Source organism: Pseudoalteromonas sp. 11L1, from assembly GCF_055397545.1.
Map to the genome: position 1 here is coordinate 1729157 of NZ_AP041141.1, position 20914 is coordinate 1750070.

A 20914-nucleotide genomic window follows, 5' to 3' on the forward strand; every position below is an offset into this window, starting at 1 on the left:
TATTAAGGTTAGCGATGAATAATAAAATTAACCTTGCACGTGGTCGAGCGCTTGATCTCAGCGAAACCATTATTATGGGAATAGTAAACGTTACCCCTGATTCATTTTCAGATGGTGGCCAGTTTTTTAATATTACAGCTGCACTCAAACATGCAATGCAATTACTTGATGACGGCGCGACTATTTTAGATATCGGCGGTGAATCAACACGTCCAGGAGCGCCGGATGTCACTCTTGAAGATGAACTGCAGCGCGTTATTCCGATTATTAAGGCTATACGTGAGCAAAGTGATTGCGTTATTTCAATCGATACCAGTAAATCCGAAGTCATGCGTCAAGCCATTGAAGCTGGTGCGGATATTGTTAATGATGTGCGAGCATTACAAGAACCTGGTGCATTAGAGGTGGTTGCTCAGTATCCTGACGTGGTCGTGTGCTTAATGCATATGCAAGGACAACCGCGAAGTATGCAAAACGACCCTCACTATAATGATTTAGCAAGCGAGATAAATGACTTTTTTAACCAGCGCATCGCTGCATGCGAAACTGCAGGTATAAGACAAAGCCAATTAATATTAGACCCTGGTTTTGGCTTTGGAAAAACACTTAAACACAATTATCAAATATTGTCTCAATTTAATGACTTTGCCCAGTTTGGCTTACCGCTGCTGGCGGGTTTATCACGTAAGTCAATGATTGGTAATTTACTCAACAGAGATACAGAAAATAGATTAGCTGGTAGTTTAGCTGGCGCATTAATAGCAGCACAAAACGGTGCGCATATTATTCGTGTGCATGATGTAAAAGAAACCGCAGACGTGCTTGGCGTATATCAAGCCTGCAAACAAGGAGTACTTTAATGCAAGAAAGAAAATATTTTGGCACAGACGGTGTGCGTGGTCTAGTTGGGCAAGGGCCTATTAATCCAGAATTTGCAATGAAATTAGGCTGGGCTGCAGGGCGCGTATTATCACAACATGGCACAAAAAAAGTCATTATTGGTAAAGATACTCGTATTTCTGGTTATATGCTTGAAACTGCATTGGAGTCTGGTTTAATTGCAGCCGGTATTGATGTTATTTTGCTTGGTCCTATGCCAACGCCTGCCGTTGCATATTTAGCGCAAACGTTTCGCGCAGAAGCGGGTATTGTGATTAGCGCATCTCATAATCCTTATTACGATAACGGCATTAAGTTTTTTAATGGCCAAGGCTTAAAACTAGATGATGTTGTAGAGCTGCAAATAGAATCCATGCTTGATGAACCAATGACATGTGTTGCCTCTGATAAGCTAGGTAAAGCAACACGCCTATCAAGCGCTGATGGCCGCTATATTGAATTTTGTAAAAGTCAGTTTCCACAAGGTTTATCACTTGAGGGGCTTAAAATAGTCCTAGATTGTGCCAACGGTGCAACGTATCACATAGCGCCTTCAGTTATGCGAGAGCTAGGCGCTGAGGTGATAACCCATGCATGTGAGCCTAATGGGGTAAATATTAACCATGAATGTGGCGCAACTCACGTAGATACACTAAAGCGTAAAGTACTTGAGCATAAAGCGGATGTAGGTATTGCCTATGATGGCGATGGCGACCGTGTAATGATGGTAGACCACAATGGCCGCGTATTTGATGGTGATGATTTAGTTTACATTATTGCCTGCCAAGCTGCCCAAGATGACAACTTAGGAGGGGGGGTTGTTGGTACTGTCATGTCTAATATGGGTCTTGAAAATGCCTTAAAAGCAAAAAATATTGCTTTTGCTCGTAGCAAAGTGGGTGACCGTTATGTGATGGAACTACTGCAGCAAAAAGGTTGGAAAATTGGTGGTGAGAGCTCAGGCCATGTTTTAAATTTAGACTTAATTAGCACTGGCGATGGCATTATTTCAAGCTTACAAGTGCTTGCTGCTATGGTGGCTCAAAACCGTACACTTCAAGATTTAGGCGCTGGATTTACTAAGTACCCAATGAAAATGATTAACGTGCGATACACTGCCGGTACCGATCCAACTCAAGCACCAGAAGTACTTGCTGCAGTAGCTGAAGTAGAGCAAAGCTTAGCAGATAAAGGCCGTGTATTACTTCGTAAGTCAGGTACTGAACCAGTTGTACGAGTGATGGTTGAAGCAGAACAAGAAAAAATAGTTATCGATAGCGCACAAAAAATAGCAGCGGTTGTCGAATCTATGAGCAAACAAACTGATTGATAACAATAACCTCTTGTAACTTTGGGCGAGTCGAGTTAATATCTCGCCCGCTTTCTAATGTGGAGTGGAAAAATGGCAACACGCAAGGCGATGGTCGCGGGCAACTGGAAAATGAATGGTTCATTAGAACTTGTTGAACAACTGTCTGATGCTATTAACGATGTTAAATCTTCTGAAGTAAGCATTGTTTTATTTCCTCCGTTTCCACTGATATCAGCAATGGTCGCCAGTGGTGTAACTACTGGGACACAAACTGTTTCAGAGAATACGCCAGGTGCCTTTACTGGTGAAGTAGATGCCCAGCTAATTAAGCAATTAGGTGCAACATATGTACTGGTTGGTCACTCAGAACGCCGCAGTATATATAAAGAAAGCAACGACACCGTAGCGGCAAAATTTGCTCGCGCACAACAAGTAGGTTTAACGCCTATTTTATGTGTTGGAGAGAGCGAAATAGAGCAAGAAAACGGGCAAACAGAACAGGTAGTTGCTGCGCAGATTGACGCAGTAATTAATAAATTAGGTGTAGCAGCACTGAAAGAATCTGTGATAGCATATGAGCCCGTTTGGGCTATAGGCACAGGTAAGACTGCATCGCCTGAACAGGCACAAAGTGTTCACAAATTTATCCGTGACAAGATTGCTTCACTAGACAGCGATTTAGCACAAGGGCTAACCATCTTATATGGTGGTAGCGTTAATGAAAAAAATAGCGAATTATTATTTGCACAAACAGATATAGACGGCGGCCTAATTGGTGGCGCCAGTTTAAAAGCAGAATCATTCACTGCTATCTGCAATAGTGCAAAAGGGACCGTATAAGATGTACGAAATTTTATTAGTAGTGTATTTAATTGTAGCGTTAGCGCTTGTTGGTATGGTTTTGATCCAGCAAGGTAAAGGTGCTGACATGGGCTCATCATTTGGTGCAGGCGCATCGTCTACTGTTTTTGGTTCTTCAGGAGCCGGTAACTTTATGACGAAAACGACAACAACTTTAGCAACGATCTTTTTCGTGTTAAGTATTGTTTTAGGTAACCTAACTGCCGGTCAAATCAAAAAGACTGACGAATGGGAAAACTTAGAAGCGGCTCCAGCTGTTGAAACTGTAACGCCAGTTGAAGAAGATGTTCCAGTAACATCTACAAAAGAGCAAAGCTCTGACGTACCAAATTAATTTAGTTTAAATTGTTAAGTTGCTCTCTTTCCTCAAGTTAGCTTTAAGACTTAACGCTAAGCAATAGCTTAAAAAATGCGGATGTGGTGGAATTGGTAGACACGCTACCTTGAGGGGGTAGTGCTTTCGGGCGTGGGGGTTCAAGTCCCCCCATCCGCACCAAATATAAAAACCAGTAACAGCAATGTTACTGGTTTTTTTGTGTCTGAAATTTAAAATATTAAACAACTCTTTTTGGATTAATGTTGAACATTGAGTAGAACACTCTATATTTCAATTGTTGGTGTTTATAAAAGAATACTGTTGTATATTTAATTTTATGTATAAAAAACGTCGAAAGTTAAAAATAAAGTTAACATTTTTCTATATTAAGCCGATAATAACTATAGATAATTAAACGGGGTAAATTAATATGGCTTCAGGTTTCTCTTTTAAAAACCTCAGCATTACTAAAAAAATACATGCAATTACATCTATAGCGATAATCGCATTCTTAGTAATTGTTTTGGTTAATTACTTTGCTATGAACGAAAATCGCATATCACTTGATGAAATGGAGAAATCTTCTTATAAAGTAGCTAAATTAACCTTGGCCAACGTAAGCATCTTAGAAAAGTTAGATGAGTTATACACTCAGGCTGTAACCTTTGGCGAGCAAGAGTTAGTAACAAAAGCGAGTGAAACTTATCAGCGGCTCATTTTGAATTTGGACGCAATAGAAACAATTAATGGATCATATATTGATAGCGACACAAAAACGCGGCTGAAAAATTATGAAAAGATATCTGCAACTATCGCTAATGGCATGGTTAATGGCACGGCTGATTTTAGTAAAATACAACAACAGGCGCAGCTTAAAACAAGCCTTTTCGAGGCGGTTTTAACCAGCTTTAAAAACGCACAACAAAAAGCAGATGATCGCTTTTTCCAGCTAGTTGCCAATACAAAAGCACGTTCAGATGATGCGCTTAATCTAATGTTAGTTGTGGCGGTTGTATCATTAGTATTGCTTTTGCTTATGGCTATTTGGATTGCACGTAATATTGGTTCATCAGCCAGTGATGCTGCTAATAACCTAAGTCTTTTAGCAAGTGGTAAAGGATCATTAAGCACCAAGCTTGCTGTTAACTCAGAGGACGAGATTGGTCAGGTATCTATAAACTTTAATGCTTTTATTAGTCTGCTGAGAGAAACCGTTTTAGAAGTTATCGCGGTATGTGAACCGCTAATGGAAAATTCAACCCGTCTTGTGCAAGGGATGGAGCGAGCAGAGCGAGCAACCACTAAACAAACCACCGATGCAGATGTTGTTAAGCAGTCGATGGAAGAGATGAAGCAAAGCGTTGGCGATATTTCACAATCAGCAGCGAGCGCATCTAATGCTGTGCAAACAGCAGAAAAAGAAGTAGATCAAAGTCGTGTACAAGTCAAAATGTCAGTTAATGCGTCGCGTACGTTAAGCGATGAAATTAATATAGCGGCCAACACCATTAATAAATTAGCCGATGACACTAAAAATGTATCGCAAATACTCAATGTAATTACATCCATTGCCGAACAAACAAATTTGTTGGCGTTAAATGCTGCAATTGAAGCTGCGCGCGCAGGAGAGCATGGTCGTGGCTTTGCTGTGGTAGCAGATGAGGTCCGCGAGCTTGCATCACGCACAGCACAGTCTACCAATGAAATTCGTGAGTTACTAAGTACATTAAGTGTGGCTGCTAATGAGTCAGTAACGGCTATGACTTCTGCAAGAGACATGGCCACAGATAATGCCAGTGCAGCAGAGCAAACCGGTGTCTCGATTGAAAAAATAGCAGAGCAAATACTAGAAATTAATGGGATGAATTCGCAAATTGCAGCAGCAACTGAAGAGCAAACCTCTGTGGCCGCGATGGTAGTAGACAACGTATCGAATATGCATGTTTCATTTGAAGATACGATGAGTTCACTCAAAGCGGTAAGAGATGTGGCAAAAAACTTACATTACCTTTCAGATAATCTATTAGATGCAACTGCTAAGTTTAAAATTGAGTAGTCGTTAAGGCGAAACTTTAAGGTTTTATGACGGTTGTAAATAATAGGCATAAAAAAGCCCGCAACAAAGTATTTGTTACGGGCTTTTATTTTTAATTTAGCAGGTTAATACTTACCTACTACTTTAACTTTATCACTTGCTTTGGCGCTGTCTATATAGCCAATTGCATCAGCATTAGCAGCTACAAAATCAATCACAGCTTGGTCATTATCAAGTTTACCTGGAGGCGTGCCTTTGCCAGTAAAAACTAGCTTTGACCAATAAGCATTTAATTGGCTGCCTGATTTGCCAACAAGCTTGTCGTTAAACTCATCTGCCACTGCAGTACCATTTTGGTTAACAGGGTTTACTTTGGTACCATCAGCAAACGATTTGCTCTTGCCAAGGTATATTTTTTTAATATCATCTTGGCTTATTGCATTGGCATTCGCTGGGTTAACGATTACTGCAACTTCAGCAAATGCTGCAGTACTACATAGTGTTAGCATGCTGGCTAAAATTAATTTTTTCATGGTTCGCTCCAATTAAAATACTAAATCAACGCCAACGGCGATAACATCAGTTTCAGTATTTGATATGTCGTTTTCAAAGCGACTAAAATCTACTTTTAATGCTGCCATTGGGTGGAAGTCATAGCGCGCACCAATGGTGTATACATTACTTTGGGCACGAGTACCTTCTAAGGCTCCATTTATTGCAGCATTTAGAGTCGGCACTGACTCTATAGCATTAAACCTTGATGAGTCATGCTTGTCGTCATTATCTTCATAAGTAAAATGAGCTATGACGTTATCCATACGATACCCAATAGAAGCGTAATATTGAGACTGCTTTGCTAATATACTGTCTTTAACTTCAAATTCGGTATATTCAGCGTCAAATAGAATATTGTTGTAATCTATTGAAATGCCAAAACCTAAGAAGTAGCTATCATCTTCATTTATTGAAATATCGTCAGCTTGAGTCGTTAATCCATTTTGGCGCAATATATTTTCTAGGGCGTTTATTTGACCCCCCGCTAGATCATTCTCATCTTTTTGCCCAAGTTTCATAGTAGTGTCTGTTACAAGGTAAGCTGCACGAGCACTAAACCAATCATAAGAGAGTGTCCAGTTAATACCTGCTACATCATCTAACTCTGCTTGGTCGTTATAAGTAACTGCTACTACATCACCCTCAAAGCCACCGTAGATAACCTGTAAAGTTGAATCCCAATCACCTAATTGTGAAGTGTATAACAAACTCAACCCTTCATAGGTTGAAAATGGCAGTCTGTAAACGGATTGTGGTGGACGAACCCAACGATAGGCATAGCCAACATCTAAAAAGTCAGAATAGCGAAAAAATGGTGCGCGCATTTTACCGGCGCTTAATTGTAGCTCATCAGAGAACTCATATGTTATGTATGCCCATTCAAAATCAGCGTCAAAATCATTTTCACCGCGAGCTACTATTTGCGCTGTAGCGGATAACTTCTCTTGCAGGTCAGCGGTCAGCTGAAGTGCAAATACGCTTTCATTTTTAAATGAAATATCATCATCATATCCATATAAAGTTTGATCACTATCGAGAGACTTACCACCGACAATAGAAGCAAACCCATTAATACGAACTTCAGCACTCGCATTGCTTGTGGCAAGTGCGCAACAAATTGCTACTGCAACTGATAGTTTTTTCATTGTGATTCCTATTTAAATTTCATGTGTATCCCGTTGCAGTATAAGATGAGTATTAACTTTTTTCTAATTAAAATTAATAAATTAAGTCCTTTTTACTGCTTTTTTGCAACAAAAAGGCATGGCCGTGATTGAAAAGTAAGGTTTTTTTATTTTCAGGTAATGTAACTAATTGACTTGTTTGAGTTATTTATAATGAGATGATATTTACTACAGTAGGTATTAAGTAGTAATTATTTTCTAGTTATTTACGCGAATTCATATTTTTTAGGTTGTCTTGGCACCAACGAATTGCCTGCTGTTTATTCTTGACCGCTATTTTTTTATAAATTTTATGTAAGTGCACTCTTACCGTAGCTTCACTTATAAATAAGCTGTCAGCAATAGCACTGGAATGAAGCCCACTGAAAAGTAGGTTGAGTACTTTAATTTCTTTATCGGTTAGGTTATTTGTTTGCAAAGCAGTTTTTTGCTCTGAATCGAGCATTTGGCGCATCCAAATATCACTGATAGTACGTGGAAACCACAATTCCCCTTGTTTAATTGCTTCTAATCCCCTGTTAAATAGCTCCTCATTGGTATCTTGATAGAAAAGGCCTTTCAAATTTGGCCACTCTTTTAGTGAAGCAGCATCAGTATTTTTAGGAATATTAAAGATAACTAACCCTTGGTAATTATTGGTTTGCATAAAATGACTCAAAAGTTCGTAATTTGTAAGGCTATTGAGTGCTGAATGACAGACTAATAATATGCCGTTATTCAATGTAGTAAAAAATAATGGACTATAATGGTTGTTGTTAAAAAGCATGTTAGCTGATTGCGTGGTCTGTTTTTTTGTCATGCTTTTCACCTAAAAATGATTCTGTAGTATATTTAAATATAAAGGGTGTTTGGATATTGTCATAATCTTAAATAGCTTTAATGTGTTTTTCGCAACAAAGCGCATGTTCAATTAACAAATAATACTGGTGGTAATTAATGTTAAAGTATTAATTTAAAGCTAAATTTGCATTGCTATTTAGGTAAGTTGGCTAAGATTAAAAAGCTAAAAATAAATTTTTACGTAAACTAAAGTTAAATGTACATATTGTAGCGTTTTTGTAATATAATAAACTCCCAGAGGAAAGATGCATCTAACGCATCTTTTTTTATGCCTACAATTTATGTTTACACAGCATAACGCATAATTAAATTAATACCCTTTGGAGAAGACCTTGAAATTACGCACCCTCTCACAGTTAAGTTTAGCGGTTATTGCAGCCCTAACAACTTCCGCAAATGCACAAGAAGCTAAAACGACAGCCAAACAAGACGCGTTTGAAAAAATTGAAGTGACAGCTCGTAAACGTACAGAGAGCTTGTTCGAATCTCCAACTGCGATTACATCAATAGGTGCTAACCTTATTGATAAAGCCAATATGGGTAACTTAGAAGATATTGGTAAATACGTTCCTAACTTAAACATTACTCGTTATGGTGTTGGTAATGCTGCACATGCCTCAGTGTTTATTCGTGGTATTGGTTTGCAAGATCACATTATAACAACCGATCCAGGCGTAGGTGTTTACCTAGATGGTGTTTACTTAGGTCGCCAAATGGGGTCTAACTTATCACTTCCTAATGTAGAGCGAGTTGAAGTTCTACGTGGCCCACAAGGCACACTTTATGGCCGTAACACATTAGGTGGTGCAGTAAACGTAATTACTAAACAACCTGGTGATGAAGGTATTCTAACAACAACCGCTAAAGTGGGCAGTCGTGGTCGAGTTGCGGGTGATATTTACTTTAATAATGCACTAACTAACGATCTAAGCATGTCAGCCAGTGCGTCATACAAACAACGTAATGGGGTAGGTACGGCAGTAAACTTAGCTAACCCTGAAAAAGAAATTGGTGAAGAGCAAGAGTTTAGTGGTCGTATAGCACTTAAATATGAAGCAACTAGTGATTTAGCGTTTACTTTCTCGCTAGATGGCGTTGATAATGAGTCAGGTCAATCACCTTATACTATTGAACTGACAGATTCATTAGATTCAAATGATGTCTTTAATGGCGATTTCCCATTATTAACTGAAGACTTAATTCCTCAAAACCCTGATGATTTAGGCACAACGGTTGCCGGTATTGAGTCAACTTCATATTCTGGTTGGGGTACATCATTTACAGCTGATTGGGCGATTAATAACACATATACAGCCAAGTTTATCTCAAGCTACCGTACTTCTGAATATGAAGGTGGTTTAGATGATGATGCATCACCACTTAACTTATCTGAGTTCCCAGAAGTAGGCGGTGCAGATCAATACTCTTTTGAACTTCAGCTAAACGCCACGTTTGATAAAATGGACTTTGTATCGGGTCTATACTTCTTTAATGAAGATGGCTTTACTCGCTCAGAAGATTTTGTATTTAGCCCATTTAACACGCCAAATGGTCTATTGAATGATGGTGTTACTCCGTCATTTGGTGGTTTTGGCTTTTTTGAAATTAATCAAGAAACAAACTCATACGCAGCTTACATCAACGGTAGTTACGATTTAACTGATGATTTAACAATCGGCGGTGGTCTTCGTTACTCAGAAGATAAAAAAGATGCGAATGCTATTTTCCCAACCTTCCCTGAACGTAAAGACATTAGTGCAGACTTTAATGCAGTAACATGGGACGTTAATGCTTCATACCAGCTTAGCAATAATATGAATGTATACGGTCAAGTACAAAAAGGTTACCAAACAGGTGGTTTCCCACCGCGCCCATTTGGTGGTCCGGATCAGTTTGTATCGTTTGATGAAACCAAAGCAGTTAACTACGAGATTGGTTTAAAAGGCCAGGTACATGAAAATGTATCTATGATGCTTGCAATGTTTGTTACTGACTACACTGATTTAGCACTGCCATTCTCAGATCCAACCGCGGGCGGTGGCTTTGTAACTATCGTTGAAAATGCAGGCCAGTCTAAAGCGCAAGGTATTGAGCTTGAAACCACAATTGCACTAACCGACGACTTTACTATTCGCACTGCAGTAGGTTACTTAGATTCTGAAATTACAGAAGTAGCTGAAGGTGTACAAGGTATTGGTAAAGGTGACTCACCAGCACTGACACCTCGTTGGACGGTGATGGTTGCTCCATCTTACTTTGTTGATTTAAGCAATGGTGGCACGGTTGCATTAAATGCCAACTACTCGTACCGTAGTGAAATGCAAGGTCAGTCAGTTTTCAATAAAAGTGAAACGATTGATTCGCGTGAGCTAGTTGGTTTTAATATTTCTTACACTAATCCATACGGCGATATGGAAGTAACGCTATATGGTGAGAACGTATTAAACGAAGTTTACGATGTAGGTCGCCTGCAGCAAACTGGTTTTGTTGGCGTAATGCGCAGCAATGACCGTAGTGAGTTTGGTTTAAAATTCAAAAAAGACTTTGAACTATAATCCATAATTTACTCTAAAAATAATACAAAAAAGGTAAGCCATGGCTTACCTTTTTTTTATGGTTAAAAATAATTAACCTTCTTTATGCTCTTCACGTGCTTGCTCAATTTCTGCTGCAATTTCACGTGCTTTTTGCTTCGTTTTTTCAGTTAGCTCGCCAGCCGCTTCTTTGCTTTTGATCCATGCATCAACAGCTACTTCTTTGCCGTCATCGTACATGTCTAAGCCCATCGCTTTACTCTCTTCGAGTAGCTCATTTAATGACTCGTCATTTTTAAGCTCATTGGTTTTTTCTTTAACGTCGTTCCACGTTTCGTTTAGCTTTTCTTGAACTTCAGCGCTCGTTTGTTTGGCGTCTTGTTTCACTTCGTTGGCATCTTCACACCCTGTTAGTGTAATTAAAGTGCCTAATAATGCTAAACCTGCTAATTTATTCATTGACTATCTCCTTTAGTGAAAAATATATTTCAGAGGTAACTATACAACAATGAAAATGAACATAGCTGTAACAACACGATTAAGTTTTAAATTAATGGACGAAAATGATTGGCAGCAATTATATGAGCTCGATCAAGATCCAGCCGTTATGCAGTATTTAACACAAGGTAAACCCACTTCGCTTGAAGATATAAAAACGAAAGGCATTCCAAGAATGCTTGCGTATAGAAATGAGCAACAAGGTTGGGGGCTATGGCAGGTAACCGTGCGTGAAGGCAATACCTTTATAGGGTGGGTGCTTGTTCGGCCGATGGGCTTTTTTTCAGATACGCCTGACTTTAGTGATATTGAAGTCGGCTGGCGATTTAAACAAGCGAGTTGGGGTAAGGGTTATGCAACTGAGGCGGCACAAGCGATTTGCTCAACGATTGAAAAACAGTCGCAAGTAAAGGCAATCAGTGCCACAGCGCTGACCGCCAACGTTGGCTCAATTAACATCATGAAAAAGCTCGGTATGCAGCTACAGCACTATTATATTCATACTGATGATGGCTCAAACTTAACTGCTGCGCTTTATTCAAAGCCGTGCAGTTGAGCTAAAACTTCCTAAGCCTTAAAAATGTAGCATCTAAATATTGACCTGATGTTTGTTACTATGCATTAATGTTTTCCATCAATGTATAAAAATAACCTAAGGATATGGGATGGGAGCACTTTTTTCACCAAGCAAGCTAATTATCAGTAGTATTGTGGTAATACAGTTATGTGTTTTTAGTGTAGCGGCTAAACAGAGTGCCGTTGCAATGCCAGACACTTTTAGTGCACATGCTGCAAAAGCTGTGTTAGAACAAGGTGGTAACGCGGTTGATGCAGCCATTGCAGCACAGTTTGTATTAGCCGTTACGCTTCCCGAGGCGGGTAATATTGGCGGCGGTGGGTTTATGCTTATTCATAAGGATGGCCAAGGTGACTTTATAGATTACCGTGAAACTGCACCGAACGCCGCGCATCGTGATATGTATTTAGACCAGCAAGGGCAAGTTATTGCTAATAAATCTATTTATGGTATTCATGCCAGTGGTGTACCGGGTAGTGTCGCTGGTATGTGGTTGGCCCATAAGAAGCATGGCACATTACCTTGGAAAACCTTAGTACAGCCTGCGGTAACATTAGCAGAGCAAGGTTTTGTGGTGCCTGAAAAGTTGGCTCTGTTAATTGAGGGCTACATAGAACATCTAAACAATAAAAACATTAAAGTAAACTTTGCCAATTATTTTGCAAGCGCTACACCAGGTAAGCTTTTTAAGCAACCTGAGCTTGCAGCGACACTCAAACGCATTCGCGATAATGGCCAAGATGGCTTTTATCAAGGTGAAACTGCAACGATCATCGCAAACTTTATGAAGCAACATGGCGGTATTATTACTCAAGACGATTTAAAAAATTACCGCGCAAAGTCTCGTGCTCCTATAAAAGCTAACTGGAACGGCTATCAAGTGCTTACTTCACCGCCACCAAGCTCCGGCGGTATTGCTATATTACAATGGCTTAAAATGTATGAGCTTAAAAAGCCCATAGCTGCACCATCACATAATTCAGTTGGGTATGTGCACTTACTTGCTGAAATAGGTAAGCGAGTGTTTGCTGATAGGGCAGAATACTTAGGCGATCCTGATTTTTACCAAGTGCCTACAGCTAAGTTACTTGCAGAAAACTATCTTAAAAACCGCAGCAATAGTATAGATTTAAAGGCCATTTCTACCACTGAAAATATTAAACCGGGTTTAAAAGAAAGCGAACAAACCACTCACTTTTCTATTATTGATAACATGGGGAATGCTGTTGCTAATACCACCACCATCAATTTAGGGTTTGGTAGTGGCGTAGTCGTAGAAGGCGCAGGCTTTATTCTCAATGATGAAATGGATGACTTTAGCGCTAAGCCCGGGGTTATGAATGTATTTGGCGCCATTGGCGGAAAAGCGAATGAAATTCAGCCACATAAACGTATGTTAAGCTCTATGACTCCAACCATTTTACTCAGTAATAATAAGGTGAAAATGGTAACAGGGTCGCCTGGCGGCACCACAATTATTAGTTCAGTGTATCAATCAATACTCAATGCGATTGAATTTAATATGAGCGCAAATGAAGTAGTAAATAGCCCGCGTTTTCACCATCAGTTATGGCCTAAAAATGTGATTAGAGCGCACTCGGGTTTGGAGTCCTCAGTAAAGCAACAGCTAATAAAAATGGGTTATACAGTGGATGAGCGTCACTTTGGTGATATGCATGTGATTATCAATAATGATGGCAAATTAGATGCGGCGTCTGAGCAAAGCGGAAGAGGGCAAGCGATAGTATTTTAACGTTAATTATTGACGTTTGAATGGTATGCACCCCAAAACCATCATTGGGGTGCATATATTAGAACAACTATAGGGGCTAGCCTATAGCCGGTATAACTCCTGCCATTTGCAGGCATTGTGCGCTAATAATTGAAATGCCACACAAAGCGGCTATGGCCAAACCAATATTACCACTGCGTACTTTATAGCCTTCTTTTTCAACGCCCTGACGCTGCTTGTACACCATGCTAACGGGTAAAAATACTGCCAATATAACCAAAGCAATGGCTGCATAGCCTAATGCCATAATAAATCCTTGCGGGTAAAATAAAGCAAATCCAAGAGGAGGAATAAAAGTAATAAGTGCTGTTTTAATTCTATCAGCCCCCGTGTCTGCTTTTTTGAATGTGTCAGCAAAAAAGTCAAATAACCCCAAGCTTACCCCTAAAAATGACGTTGCTAGAGCTAAGTCGGCAAAGAGTTTAACCGCAGTAGAAACATTGGCGTTATTGGCAATATTGGCCACACTGGCTACAAAACCAGTTAACCCATCGCTTTGTAGTAATTGCTCTTGGCTCATTATGCCTTGGCTTAATACTTGCCAAAATACATAAATAACCAGTGGTAAAGAGGCGCCTGCAATCATAACTTTGCGCAAGGTTTTTATATCAAGCCCGACATATTTAACAATAGAAGGAATTGAGCCATGAAAACCAAAAGAGGTGAATACCACCGGGATAGCCGACAGTATCAGCCCTTGCTCAACAGGCATTTCCAATAAGTGTTGGCCATGTACATAAGGTGTTAGCATATAAAACAAGCTAGCCAAAACTACTATTTTTACACTAAATAGTACTCGGTTAAGCTTATCAACTTTACTAGTGCCTAAAGTCACCACACCTGCAATCAATACGGCTAAAATAACGGAGCCTAATTGTGGAGCAATACTAAGATTAAACCCAGTATTAATGCGCTCTTGTAGCTGAGCACCACCACCGGCTATGTAAGCAGCGCACAGTGCATAAAATAAGAATATCATCGAAAAGTTAGCTACATACTGGCCACGTTTACCAAGCCAAAGCTTAGCCAGTGTATTTAAGGTGGCGTCGCGAGGGGCATATTGGTGAAGCTCCAACATAAGCAATGCAGTGTAGGTCATTAGTAACCAACACCCTACAATTAACACCATTGCCGTATTAAATCCCAGTCCCGCAGAGGCAATGGGTAGGGCAAGCATACCTGCACCTATGGTGGTTCCTGCAACAATTAACATGCTACCTATTGTTTTATTTTTAAGCACTTAATGATCCTGATCAAACGTGAGAGACACGCAAGATATAACTAGTTGTGCAAAACTTAAATAGTTTTGTCATAAAAGAGACAAAATAAAATGTAATCTTCTATTTACAACTGTATTAAAAAAGCCAAAATCATCAAGAAATGAAATTTAACTTATTAATATAAATGAAAAAATAAAAAGCCAAATGTTAATAACTAAATGGCAGAGTATTGTTTTTTAACAATAGAGGCATGATTAAATTGATAGGTATTGACCGAAAGTGCTTAAATTGCACCTTCAGCCATTAAAAGAGGGGGCTGAATTTACATTTTAGCTATTTGAATAACCAAGCGACGGTTTTTATCACGGCCTAAAATATTATCATTGGTGTCTACAAAGCGTTTTTCACCAAAACCTTCAGTAACCACTTTAGTTTCATCAACACCTAAGCTAACCATGTAATCTTTAATAGCCTTAGCGCGGGTTCTAGATAAATCGAGGTTATTCCAGCGGCCACCGTAACTATCGGTATAGGATGCAATACTGATTGACTCTATACTGGGGTCGTTTTTTAAATACTCAGCAATTTTATCAAGGCGTTGTTGCGATGACTTAGTTAACTTACTGCTATTCGATTCATAATTCATTATAGTGAACGAAATATCTTCAAAATTGTATGGCAGCAATTCGTCTCGGCATTGTAAAAATGCCCAATACGCTTGCTTAAAGTTAACATTAGACATACCCACGGCAATTTTATCGGCACTATTTTGCCAGTCTTGGTAGTAAAAAGTAGGTTGGTTACCTTTTTCAAGCTCAGTAAGTATTTCCCATGCTGTTTTATTACCTAATTCACCATCAAACTTTTTAAGTAATTTCATATCAGCAATATCACGGGCAGGGCGGCCTGCTCGCCAGCTAGGTGGCACCGCTTTTAAACCAGCTATCGCGTAATTTTCTGGGCGCACCACCATGTCTAAATTAAAAGTGAGATCTTTGTTTTTACTGGCTGATGCTTTAAAAACAGCTTCACCATAGTAGGGAACTTCATGATTTAATTGGCATTGCAAGCGAGTTGTTTTAACCAAGTTCCAGTTTGAATTATCTTGGTTAGCCGTGTACTGGCGCATTGCTGCAGTTGTATTCAAACTATACAGCACACTACTAATGCCTAGGCTAATAAATAACAACTTACACTTCATCGAGAATTCTCCAGTTATCTAGCTCTGCCAAAAAAGTGACAAAAACCGTAAAATATTACGCAACAGCAAATAATTCAGCGTAAACGCTAATTACAAAGCAAGTAACATGCCTATAGTTTAACTGTAATTAATCAATAAATCCCCTAGCCGACAGGCCATCAATTTTGACATAATAGACAGCTAATCCCTATAAACCAAGAATACTATGGCAAATACTGAGCAAACACTTTTCGCACAACGCTTTCGTGGCTTTTTTCCTGTGGTTATTGATGTTGAAACCGCCGGTTTTAACAAAGAAACCGACGCACTACTAGAAATTGCAGCATCCGTCTTAAAAATGGATGACGAAGGACTGCTTAGTATCGATCATACCGTTCATTTTCATGTGCAACCGTTTGAGGGTGCAAACATTGAACAAGCCGCTATTGAGTTTAATGGGATTGAGCCTTTTTCAGCACTTCGAGGGGCAGTCCCTGAAGAAGAGGCGATTAAAGAAATTTGTAAAGTAGTGCGCAAAGCGCAAAAAGCCGCAGGGTGTCAGCGCTCTGTGGTGGTTGCTCATAATGCCGCTTTTGACCATGGCTTTTTAAATGCCGCTATTGAGCGTAATAACATCAAGCGCACACCATTTCATCCGTTTGTTAGTTTTGATACCACATCACTTGCGGGTTTGGCATTAGGGCAAACAGTATTAGCTAAAGCGTGCCGAGCAGCAGGAATAGAGTTCGATAACAAACAAGCACACTCTGCGTTATACGATACAGAACGCACCGCTGAATTATATTGTTTAATTGTTAATCGTTGGCAGCAACTAGGTGGTTGGCCACTTGCTATAGATGAAACACAACAGAGCGAAGACGAAGCAAGCAACCAAGATTAAGTTCACAATAGTGAATACTTACTTTGTGGGGCTGAGTCAGTCTTAATAAGCGTTATTAAAACGATTGCGTTATTTTACCTTCACTATGAGTGATTAAATGTGGTGGGTAATTACGCGAAAAGCTAATTGATTCTCGTGCAATTTTAAGCTCTACCCCAGGGTGCATAAGCTCATTAACTTTTAAGCGACTGAGCGCTAAAAGCTGCGTCATTTTCTTTCTTAGCAACTGCTTTTGCTGATTGATGCTGGCGCTTCGGTTTGCTATGTGTTCTTCATTCGTTGTTATTTTATTCAAAAATTGCTGACGCTGTGCGCTTGCAACTTGTTTATTAATTCGCTGACGCGCTTGCTGTAGTTCAATTGACTTACTGATTAAAACTTTTTCAAAGTCAGTGATTTGCGCTTGTTTTTGTTTTAGCACATACCATCGCTGTGCGATGCAAACACGGGTTTTAGTTCCTGCTGGTGCGCCCAATTCACCTGTTTCAATGCGCATTGCGTCTAGAATATGGCCACCAATAATTTTACCTTTAGGATCTTTTGCGCTGCCCACCCTAATTAAATTTCCAGCACTCAAGTCACAATGTAATGATTGGCGATCTATTAGTAAGTTTTGATCCGTTTTTATGTCACAGTATTGAGAGTAACCAAGCGCAACGGTTCGTTTAGCTAAAATAGAACAGGTAAATGGCTCATCGGCTTCTCGCTTTCTGCCAATTGCACCCTTTACTATTGTGATGGCGCTATCACTTTTGAGCTGCGCCGATTCAACAAAGCCTAAAACAGTAATATCGCCGCTGGCGGTCACGCGCATGCCATCTTTTATATCACCACTGACTATAATACTGCCATCAAATTCAACATGCCCAGTACTTGGATCAATATTGTGAAAACATAAAACATCATCAACACGCATACCACGGGGAAGGGCAACCGGTACGCCAGTACAGTCGGCAATTAATAAGTTGGGGTTGTCAGGCGCAATTTTAGTGCCGTCAAAAGGTTGTAATTTATGCTCTTTGCCAGGGGTTGCAGTTAGCACATCTCCAAACACAGTAAACCCATCAACCCCCGATGTTGCTGGAATGCGCCGCATTAATTCACAACCAGGTTTTACAGTAATAATATCACCTAGGTTTCTCATATCAACTTTACCACCGCCTTTAGCTTGTGGGCTAAGTACGCGGTCTTGCGCTGTGCAGCAAAGACGTACAAATTTGGCATCGTTACCCACTTTAGATGCACGACCAAAAGCGACTTCGGCGCAATGCGTACTTCCTGGGGGTTGTTCGAACTGTTGCGCCAATAACTGTTCTAATGCATGAGAGCTAATGCCTTTTACAACCCCTGCTTGTGAGAACTCTTCAATCGCTTGTTCCATGCTAAGCAATTTACCGCCCTTGGCAGTAATAAGAGTAGCTTCAACGAGCATATTCTTTTCATCGATGTTTATGGTTAGCTTTGCATCAATGGCTTGAGCAATTACTAAAGAGGGGGCTTCTTCGGCGTTATTTTGAGCAAACAGCTTACCAATATTGCCAGCAATAACCTCACACTCGCAATATTCTGACTGGCCAATTAATTCAATAAGCTGTGTTGCTGTTGAGGCTAAACCTGAAACATTAGGGTGTGAAACTAAAGAGATATACCCCGTTTGCTCATTAAAAGAAAAAACCGACATTTATAAATCCTCTAGGTAATATGTCTGTTATTATTTTTTATAATTTATTAGACCAAGGTCTAGCCTTGCATTTGAGCATAAAGCACCATCATTGTTAAGTAATTGTTTCTTAATTGTCCAATATTTTACATTTACATGTGTGTTTGATGCATGATTAACCAACCAATAAAATAAAACGCCTAAGGTGTTGAGTATTCGTAGGTTACTCGGTTATACTGCTTGGACACTCTGAATGAGTAACCTTATTCAGGGGCTGATTAGGATTCGACGGAATTCAAGAAGCCCGAGGTGCATGTCGAGGTGCGGTTTGCCTCGTAAAAAAGCCGCAATTTAAAGTAATCGCAAACGACGATAACTACTCTCTAGCAGCTTAGGCTGGCTAGCGCTCCTTCCATGTATTCTTGTGGACTGGATTTTGGAGTGTCACCCTAACACCTGATCGCGACGGAAACCCTGGCCGGGGTTGAAGCGTTAAAACTAAGCGGCCTCGCCTTTATCTACCGTGTTTGTCCGGGATTTAAAGGTTAATTAAATGACAATACTAAACATGTAGTACCGACGGTCGAGGCTTTTCGGACGGGGGTTCAAATCCCCCCAGCTCCACCAACACCTAGATAAACCCTAAGTTACGAGTAAAATCAATGGCTTAGGGTTTTTCTTTGTCTGTCTATTTGGACCCCCTTTTTGGACCCCTTTAATTCTGTTAGGATACGGGACATCATCAATAACAAGGGGTTACGTATAATGTCTAAGAACCGAGTCTCAACGGGTAAGCGTGGGATATACTGGATGAGCAACACGTTATACGCTCGAATGGTAGTTCCTAACGACGTCCGTGAATATTTCTCAACCGGTGAGCTTCTAAAGTCGCTCGAGACGGACGATCTCAAAGTTGCCGAATATAAGGCCGCTCAGTTGTTCCACGAGTGGAGATCTCAAATCAAAAAATATCGAGGATCTTCGACTGCTATTGACGAGGCCCTTCGTTGGAAAAAGGTTATTGAAGCCGAGAGGCGCAAAGACGCAGACCTCTTGGCCGCGTTCCGAAAGAACAACCCCGATAGAGAACTCACGACCGCCGAGTTAGACGATCTCAAAGTAGGGACTCAAGCTCTCGTAATGGACGGCTACCTCGAGAACGTCTCTCGTACCAAAGGAGCCGAAGAAGCGGAGGCCCTTGCGAACATTATCACTGGAAGTCAGGTCCCGACGCTCGCCTATATGGACGAATGGAAGTCCAGTCTCGAGAATAAGGTTATCCCTCGAACCCTCAAGCAACACGATACACGAATCAAGAAGATGGCCGAGAAGTTCCCGGCTCTCCCCATTAAGAAGACCGAGGTCGCTCGTTGGATAGTCGAAATGGAGTCAGGGGAAAATGCTCCCGCTATTGATACGCTCAAGGGCCTTATCGGCGCATGTCGCAAATACTACGGGTTCTTAATGAGAATGGGACACCTAGACCCCGACGGCGTAAACCCTTTCGATAACCCTGAGTTCACTAAGAAGAAGAAAGTTAGCCGAAAGGAGATCCGTCAAGCTTGGGAGACCGAGGACGTTATTAAGTTAGTCGATGCGGCTCGTGTTAAAAAAGACGATGCGAACCTCCACGACTTGATTCTCCTCGGTGCTTATACTGGAGCACGTATCGAGGAGATAGCAGACCTTAAAGTAGAGGACGTCAAAGAAAAGGATAAAGTTAAGTACTTCGAGATTGGCGACTCAAAGACAGAGGCCGGGCTCCGGGATCTTCCGGTCCACAAAGATATTATTCCGCTCGTCGAACACCTCGTCGAGAACTCCTCCGACGGTTACCTCTTGCCCGGAGAGCCTATTACTTCGAACGGAGAGCGCTCGTCTGCAATCGGGAAGTCGTTCGGGCGTCTTAAAACAAAATTAGGTTACGACAAGCGTTACGTTTTTCACTCCTTAAGAAAGACTCTTTCGACTCTCCTCGAACGTCAAGGTTACCACCATAACCAAGCCGCCGAGATAACAGGCCATGAGAAGGTTGGGGAGACTTACGGAACCTACTCAGCGGGGCTCACTATCACGGAGAAAGCCGAACTATTGAATAAGATCACCTATAAGGACCTAAAGGTCGAACCGAAGCTAGGTAAAAGGGGGCGAGGCTGATCTCTTCCCCCGAGACCTCCTCGAGTTCTCGCCAACGCCTAACGGCGGCACAACGGCGGGCCGTGTCGCACTTTGTTACGAGGGTCATTGTTGAGTCACGATCAAGGTGGTATTGCTTGCGGGCTTCGCCCTTGGCGTCCTCGTAATTGTCTAAAAAATCAGCCGACTCAATTCTGAGCTGGTTAAACATAGCCTCGACATCTCGGACCACATTATTGTGATGTTTCCTGTTTGTTCCGCTACCTCGCTTTTTCACCCTAGAAGTTGTTTAAAAAATAAACCGCCCCAAAATTGGGGGGGCGCTAAACATAGACTCGATGTCTCGGACGGCGTTGCTGTTACGAGGGATAATAGGTAAGCCACGGTCAAGGCTTTACTGTTTGCGGGTCCGGTCTGTTAGAGTCCTTGTAACT

General features: G+C 40.8%; 18 protein-coding genes, 1 tRNA gene and 1 other RNA gene. 12 read left to right on the forward strand and 8 right to left on the reverse strand.

What is annotated here, in order from left to right; translation table 11 throughout:
* Positions 1–14: 14 nt before the first annotated feature.
* From folP to ACZ5WS_RS08055, 6 genes are all read left to right on the forward strand, one after another.
* Positions 15–860 carry a dihydropteroate synthase gene (gene folP / locus ACZ5WS_RS08030; RefSeq protein ID WP_290169638.1) on the forward strand — a complete coding sequence of 282 codons (846 nt, stop codon included), beginning with the start codon at positions 15–17 and terminating at the stop codon, positions 858–860.
* Positions 860–2209 (forward strand): phosphoglucosamine mutase, encoded by a 1350-nt coding sequence (gene glmM / locus ACZ5WS_RS08035; protein WP_178956386.1) that lies wholly within the window; start codon positions 860–862, stop codon positions 2207–2209. The genes folP and glmM overlap by 1 nt, the downstream gene beginning before the upstream one ends.
* 72 nt (positions 2210–2281) lie before the next feature.
* Entirely contained in the window at positions 2282–3031 is a 750-nt protein-coding gene (tpiA, locus tag ACZ5WS_RS08040) for a triose-phosphate isomerase (protein WP_178956385.1), read from the forward strand.
* Between the two features lies 1 nt (position 3032).
* Positions 3033–3386 (forward strand): preprotein translocase subunit SecG, encoded by a 354-nt coding sequence (secG, locus tag ACZ5WS_RS08045; RefSeq protein ID WP_010388009.1) that lies wholly within the window; start codon positions 3033–3035, stop codon positions 3384–3386.
* A gap of 77 nt (positions 3387–3463) precedes the next feature.
* Positions 3464–3548: transfer RNA gene (locus ACZ5WS_RS08050), tRNA-Leu, on the forward strand.
* A gap of 250 nt (positions 3549–3798) precedes the next feature.
* Positions 3799–5424: a methyl-accepting chemotaxis protein gene (locus tag ACZ5WS_RS08055; protein WP_024602066.1), complete on the forward strand. Its 1626-nt coding sequence runs from the start codon at positions 3799–3801 to the stop codon at positions 5422–5424.
* A gap of 104 nt (positions 5425–5528) precedes the next feature.
* On the opposite strand, the gene ACZ5WS_RS08060 is transcribed toward ACZ5WS_RS08055, so the two are convergent.
* The 3 genes from ACZ5WS_RS08060 to ACZ5WS_RS08070 form a co-directional block, all read right to left on the reverse strand.
* Positions 5529–5936, reverse strand: coding sequence for a type 2 periplasmic-binding domain-containing protein (locus tag ACZ5WS_RS08060; protein WP_024602067.1), 408 nt, complete (start codon positions 5934–5936; stop codon positions 5529–5531).
* A 12-nt stretch (positions 5937–5948) separates the two neighbouring features.
* Positions 5949–7103: a porin gene (locus ACZ5WS_RS08065; protein ID WP_464707550.1), complete on the reverse strand. Its 1155-nt coding sequence runs from the start codon at positions 7101–7103 to the stop codon at positions 5949–5951.
* A 241-nt stretch (positions 7104–7344) separates the two neighbouring features.
* Positions 7345–7941 (reverse strand): LuxR C-terminal-related transcriptional regulator, encoded by a 597-nt coding sequence (locus tag ACZ5WS_RS08070; RefSeq protein WP_024602069.1) that lies wholly within the window; start codon positions 7939–7941, stop codon positions 7345–7347.
* A 373-nt stretch (positions 7942–8314) separates the two neighbouring features.
* Here ACZ5WS_RS08070 and ACZ5WS_RS08075 point away from each other — a divergent pair, with 373 nt between their 5' ends.
* Entirely contained in the window at positions 8315–10537 is a 2223-nt protein-coding gene (locus ACZ5WS_RS08075) for a TonB-dependent receptor (RefSeq protein WP_464707552.1), read from the forward strand.
* A gap of 72 nt (positions 10538–10609) precedes the next feature.
* Here the strand turns inward: ACZ5WS_RS08075 and ACZ5WS_RS08080 are convergent, their stop codons facing one another.
* A complete protein-coding gene (locus ACZ5WS_RS08080; protein ID WP_054201674.1) occupies positions 10610–10975 on the reverse strand; it encodes a hypothetical protein in 366 nt (121 codons plus the stop codon).
* Positions 10976–11024: 49 nt separating this feature from the next.
* Here ACZ5WS_RS08080 and ACZ5WS_RS08085 point away from each other — a divergent pair, with 49 nt between their 5' ends.
* Complete coding sequence (locus ACZ5WS_RS08085; protein ID WP_464707555.1) at positions 11025–11570, forward strand: GNAT family N-acetyltransferase; 546 nt, start codon at positions 11025–11027, stop codon at positions 11568–11570.
* A 109-nt stretch (positions 11571–11679) separates the two neighbouring features.
* Complete coding sequence (gene ggt, locus ACZ5WS_RS08090) at positions 11680–13344, forward strand: gamma-glutamyltransferase (RefSeq protein WP_464707557.1); 1665 nt, start codon at positions 11680–11682, stop codon at positions 13342–13344.
* A 76-nt stretch (positions 13345–13420) separates the two neighbouring features.
* Here ggt and ACZ5WS_RS08095 read toward each other — a convergent pair whose 3' ends face one another.
* Both ACZ5WS_RS08095 and ACZ5WS_RS08100 read right to left on the reverse strand, forming a co-directional pair.
* The gene (locus tag ACZ5WS_RS08095; protein WP_464707559.1) at positions 13421–14623 is read right to left on the reverse strand and encodes an aromatic amino acid transport family protein; all 1203 of its coding nucleotides are present in this window, start codon (positions 14621–14623) and stop codon (positions 13421–13423) included.
* Between the two features lie 302 nt (positions 14624–14925).
* Entirely contained in the window at positions 14926–15804 is an 879-nt protein-coding gene (locus ACZ5WS_RS08100; RefSeq protein WP_290171432.1) for a flagellar protein MotY, read from the reverse strand.
* 205 nt (positions 15805–16009) lie between these two features.
* Here ACZ5WS_RS08100 and rnt point away from each other — a divergent pair, with 205 nt between their 5' ends.
* Positions 16010–16684, forward strand: a complete 675-nt coding sequence (gene rnt, locus ACZ5WS_RS08105; protein WP_024602076.1) for a ribonuclease T — start codon at positions 16010–16012, stop codon at positions 16682–16684.
* Between the two features lie 55 nt (positions 16685–16739).
* Here rnt and ACZ5WS_RS08110 read toward each other — a convergent pair whose 3' ends face one another.
* A complete protein-coding gene (locus ACZ5WS_RS08110; RefSeq protein ID WP_464707562.1) occupies positions 16740–18365 on the reverse strand; it encodes a DUF342 domain-containing protein in 1626 nt (541 codons plus the stop codon).
* A gap of 249 nt (positions 18366–18614) precedes the next feature.
* Between ACZ5WS_RS08110 and ssrA the strand changes: the two genes are divergently transcribed.
* Both ssrA and ACZ5WS_RS08120 read left to right on the forward strand, forming a co-directional pair.
* Positions 18615–18971, forward strand: a transfer-messenger RNA (tmRNA) gene (ssrA, locus tag ACZ5WS_RS08115).
* A 183-nt stretch (positions 18972–19154) separates the two neighbouring features.
* Positions 19155–20501, forward strand: a complete 1347-nt coding sequence (locus ACZ5WS_RS08120) for a tyrosine-type recombinase/integrase (RefSeq protein WP_464707564.1) — start codon at positions 19155–19157, stop codon at positions 20499–20501.
* Here the strand turns inward: ACZ5WS_RS08120 and ACZ5WS_RS08125 are convergent.
* Positions 20446–20691 (reverse strand): hypothetical protein, encoded by a 246-nt coding sequence (locus ACZ5WS_RS08125; protein ID WP_464707566.1) that lies wholly within the window; start codon positions 20689–20691, stop codon positions 20446–20448. The genes ACZ5WS_RS08120 and ACZ5WS_RS08125 overlap by 56 nt on opposite strands.
* Positions 20692–20914 lie beyond the last annotated feature (223 nt).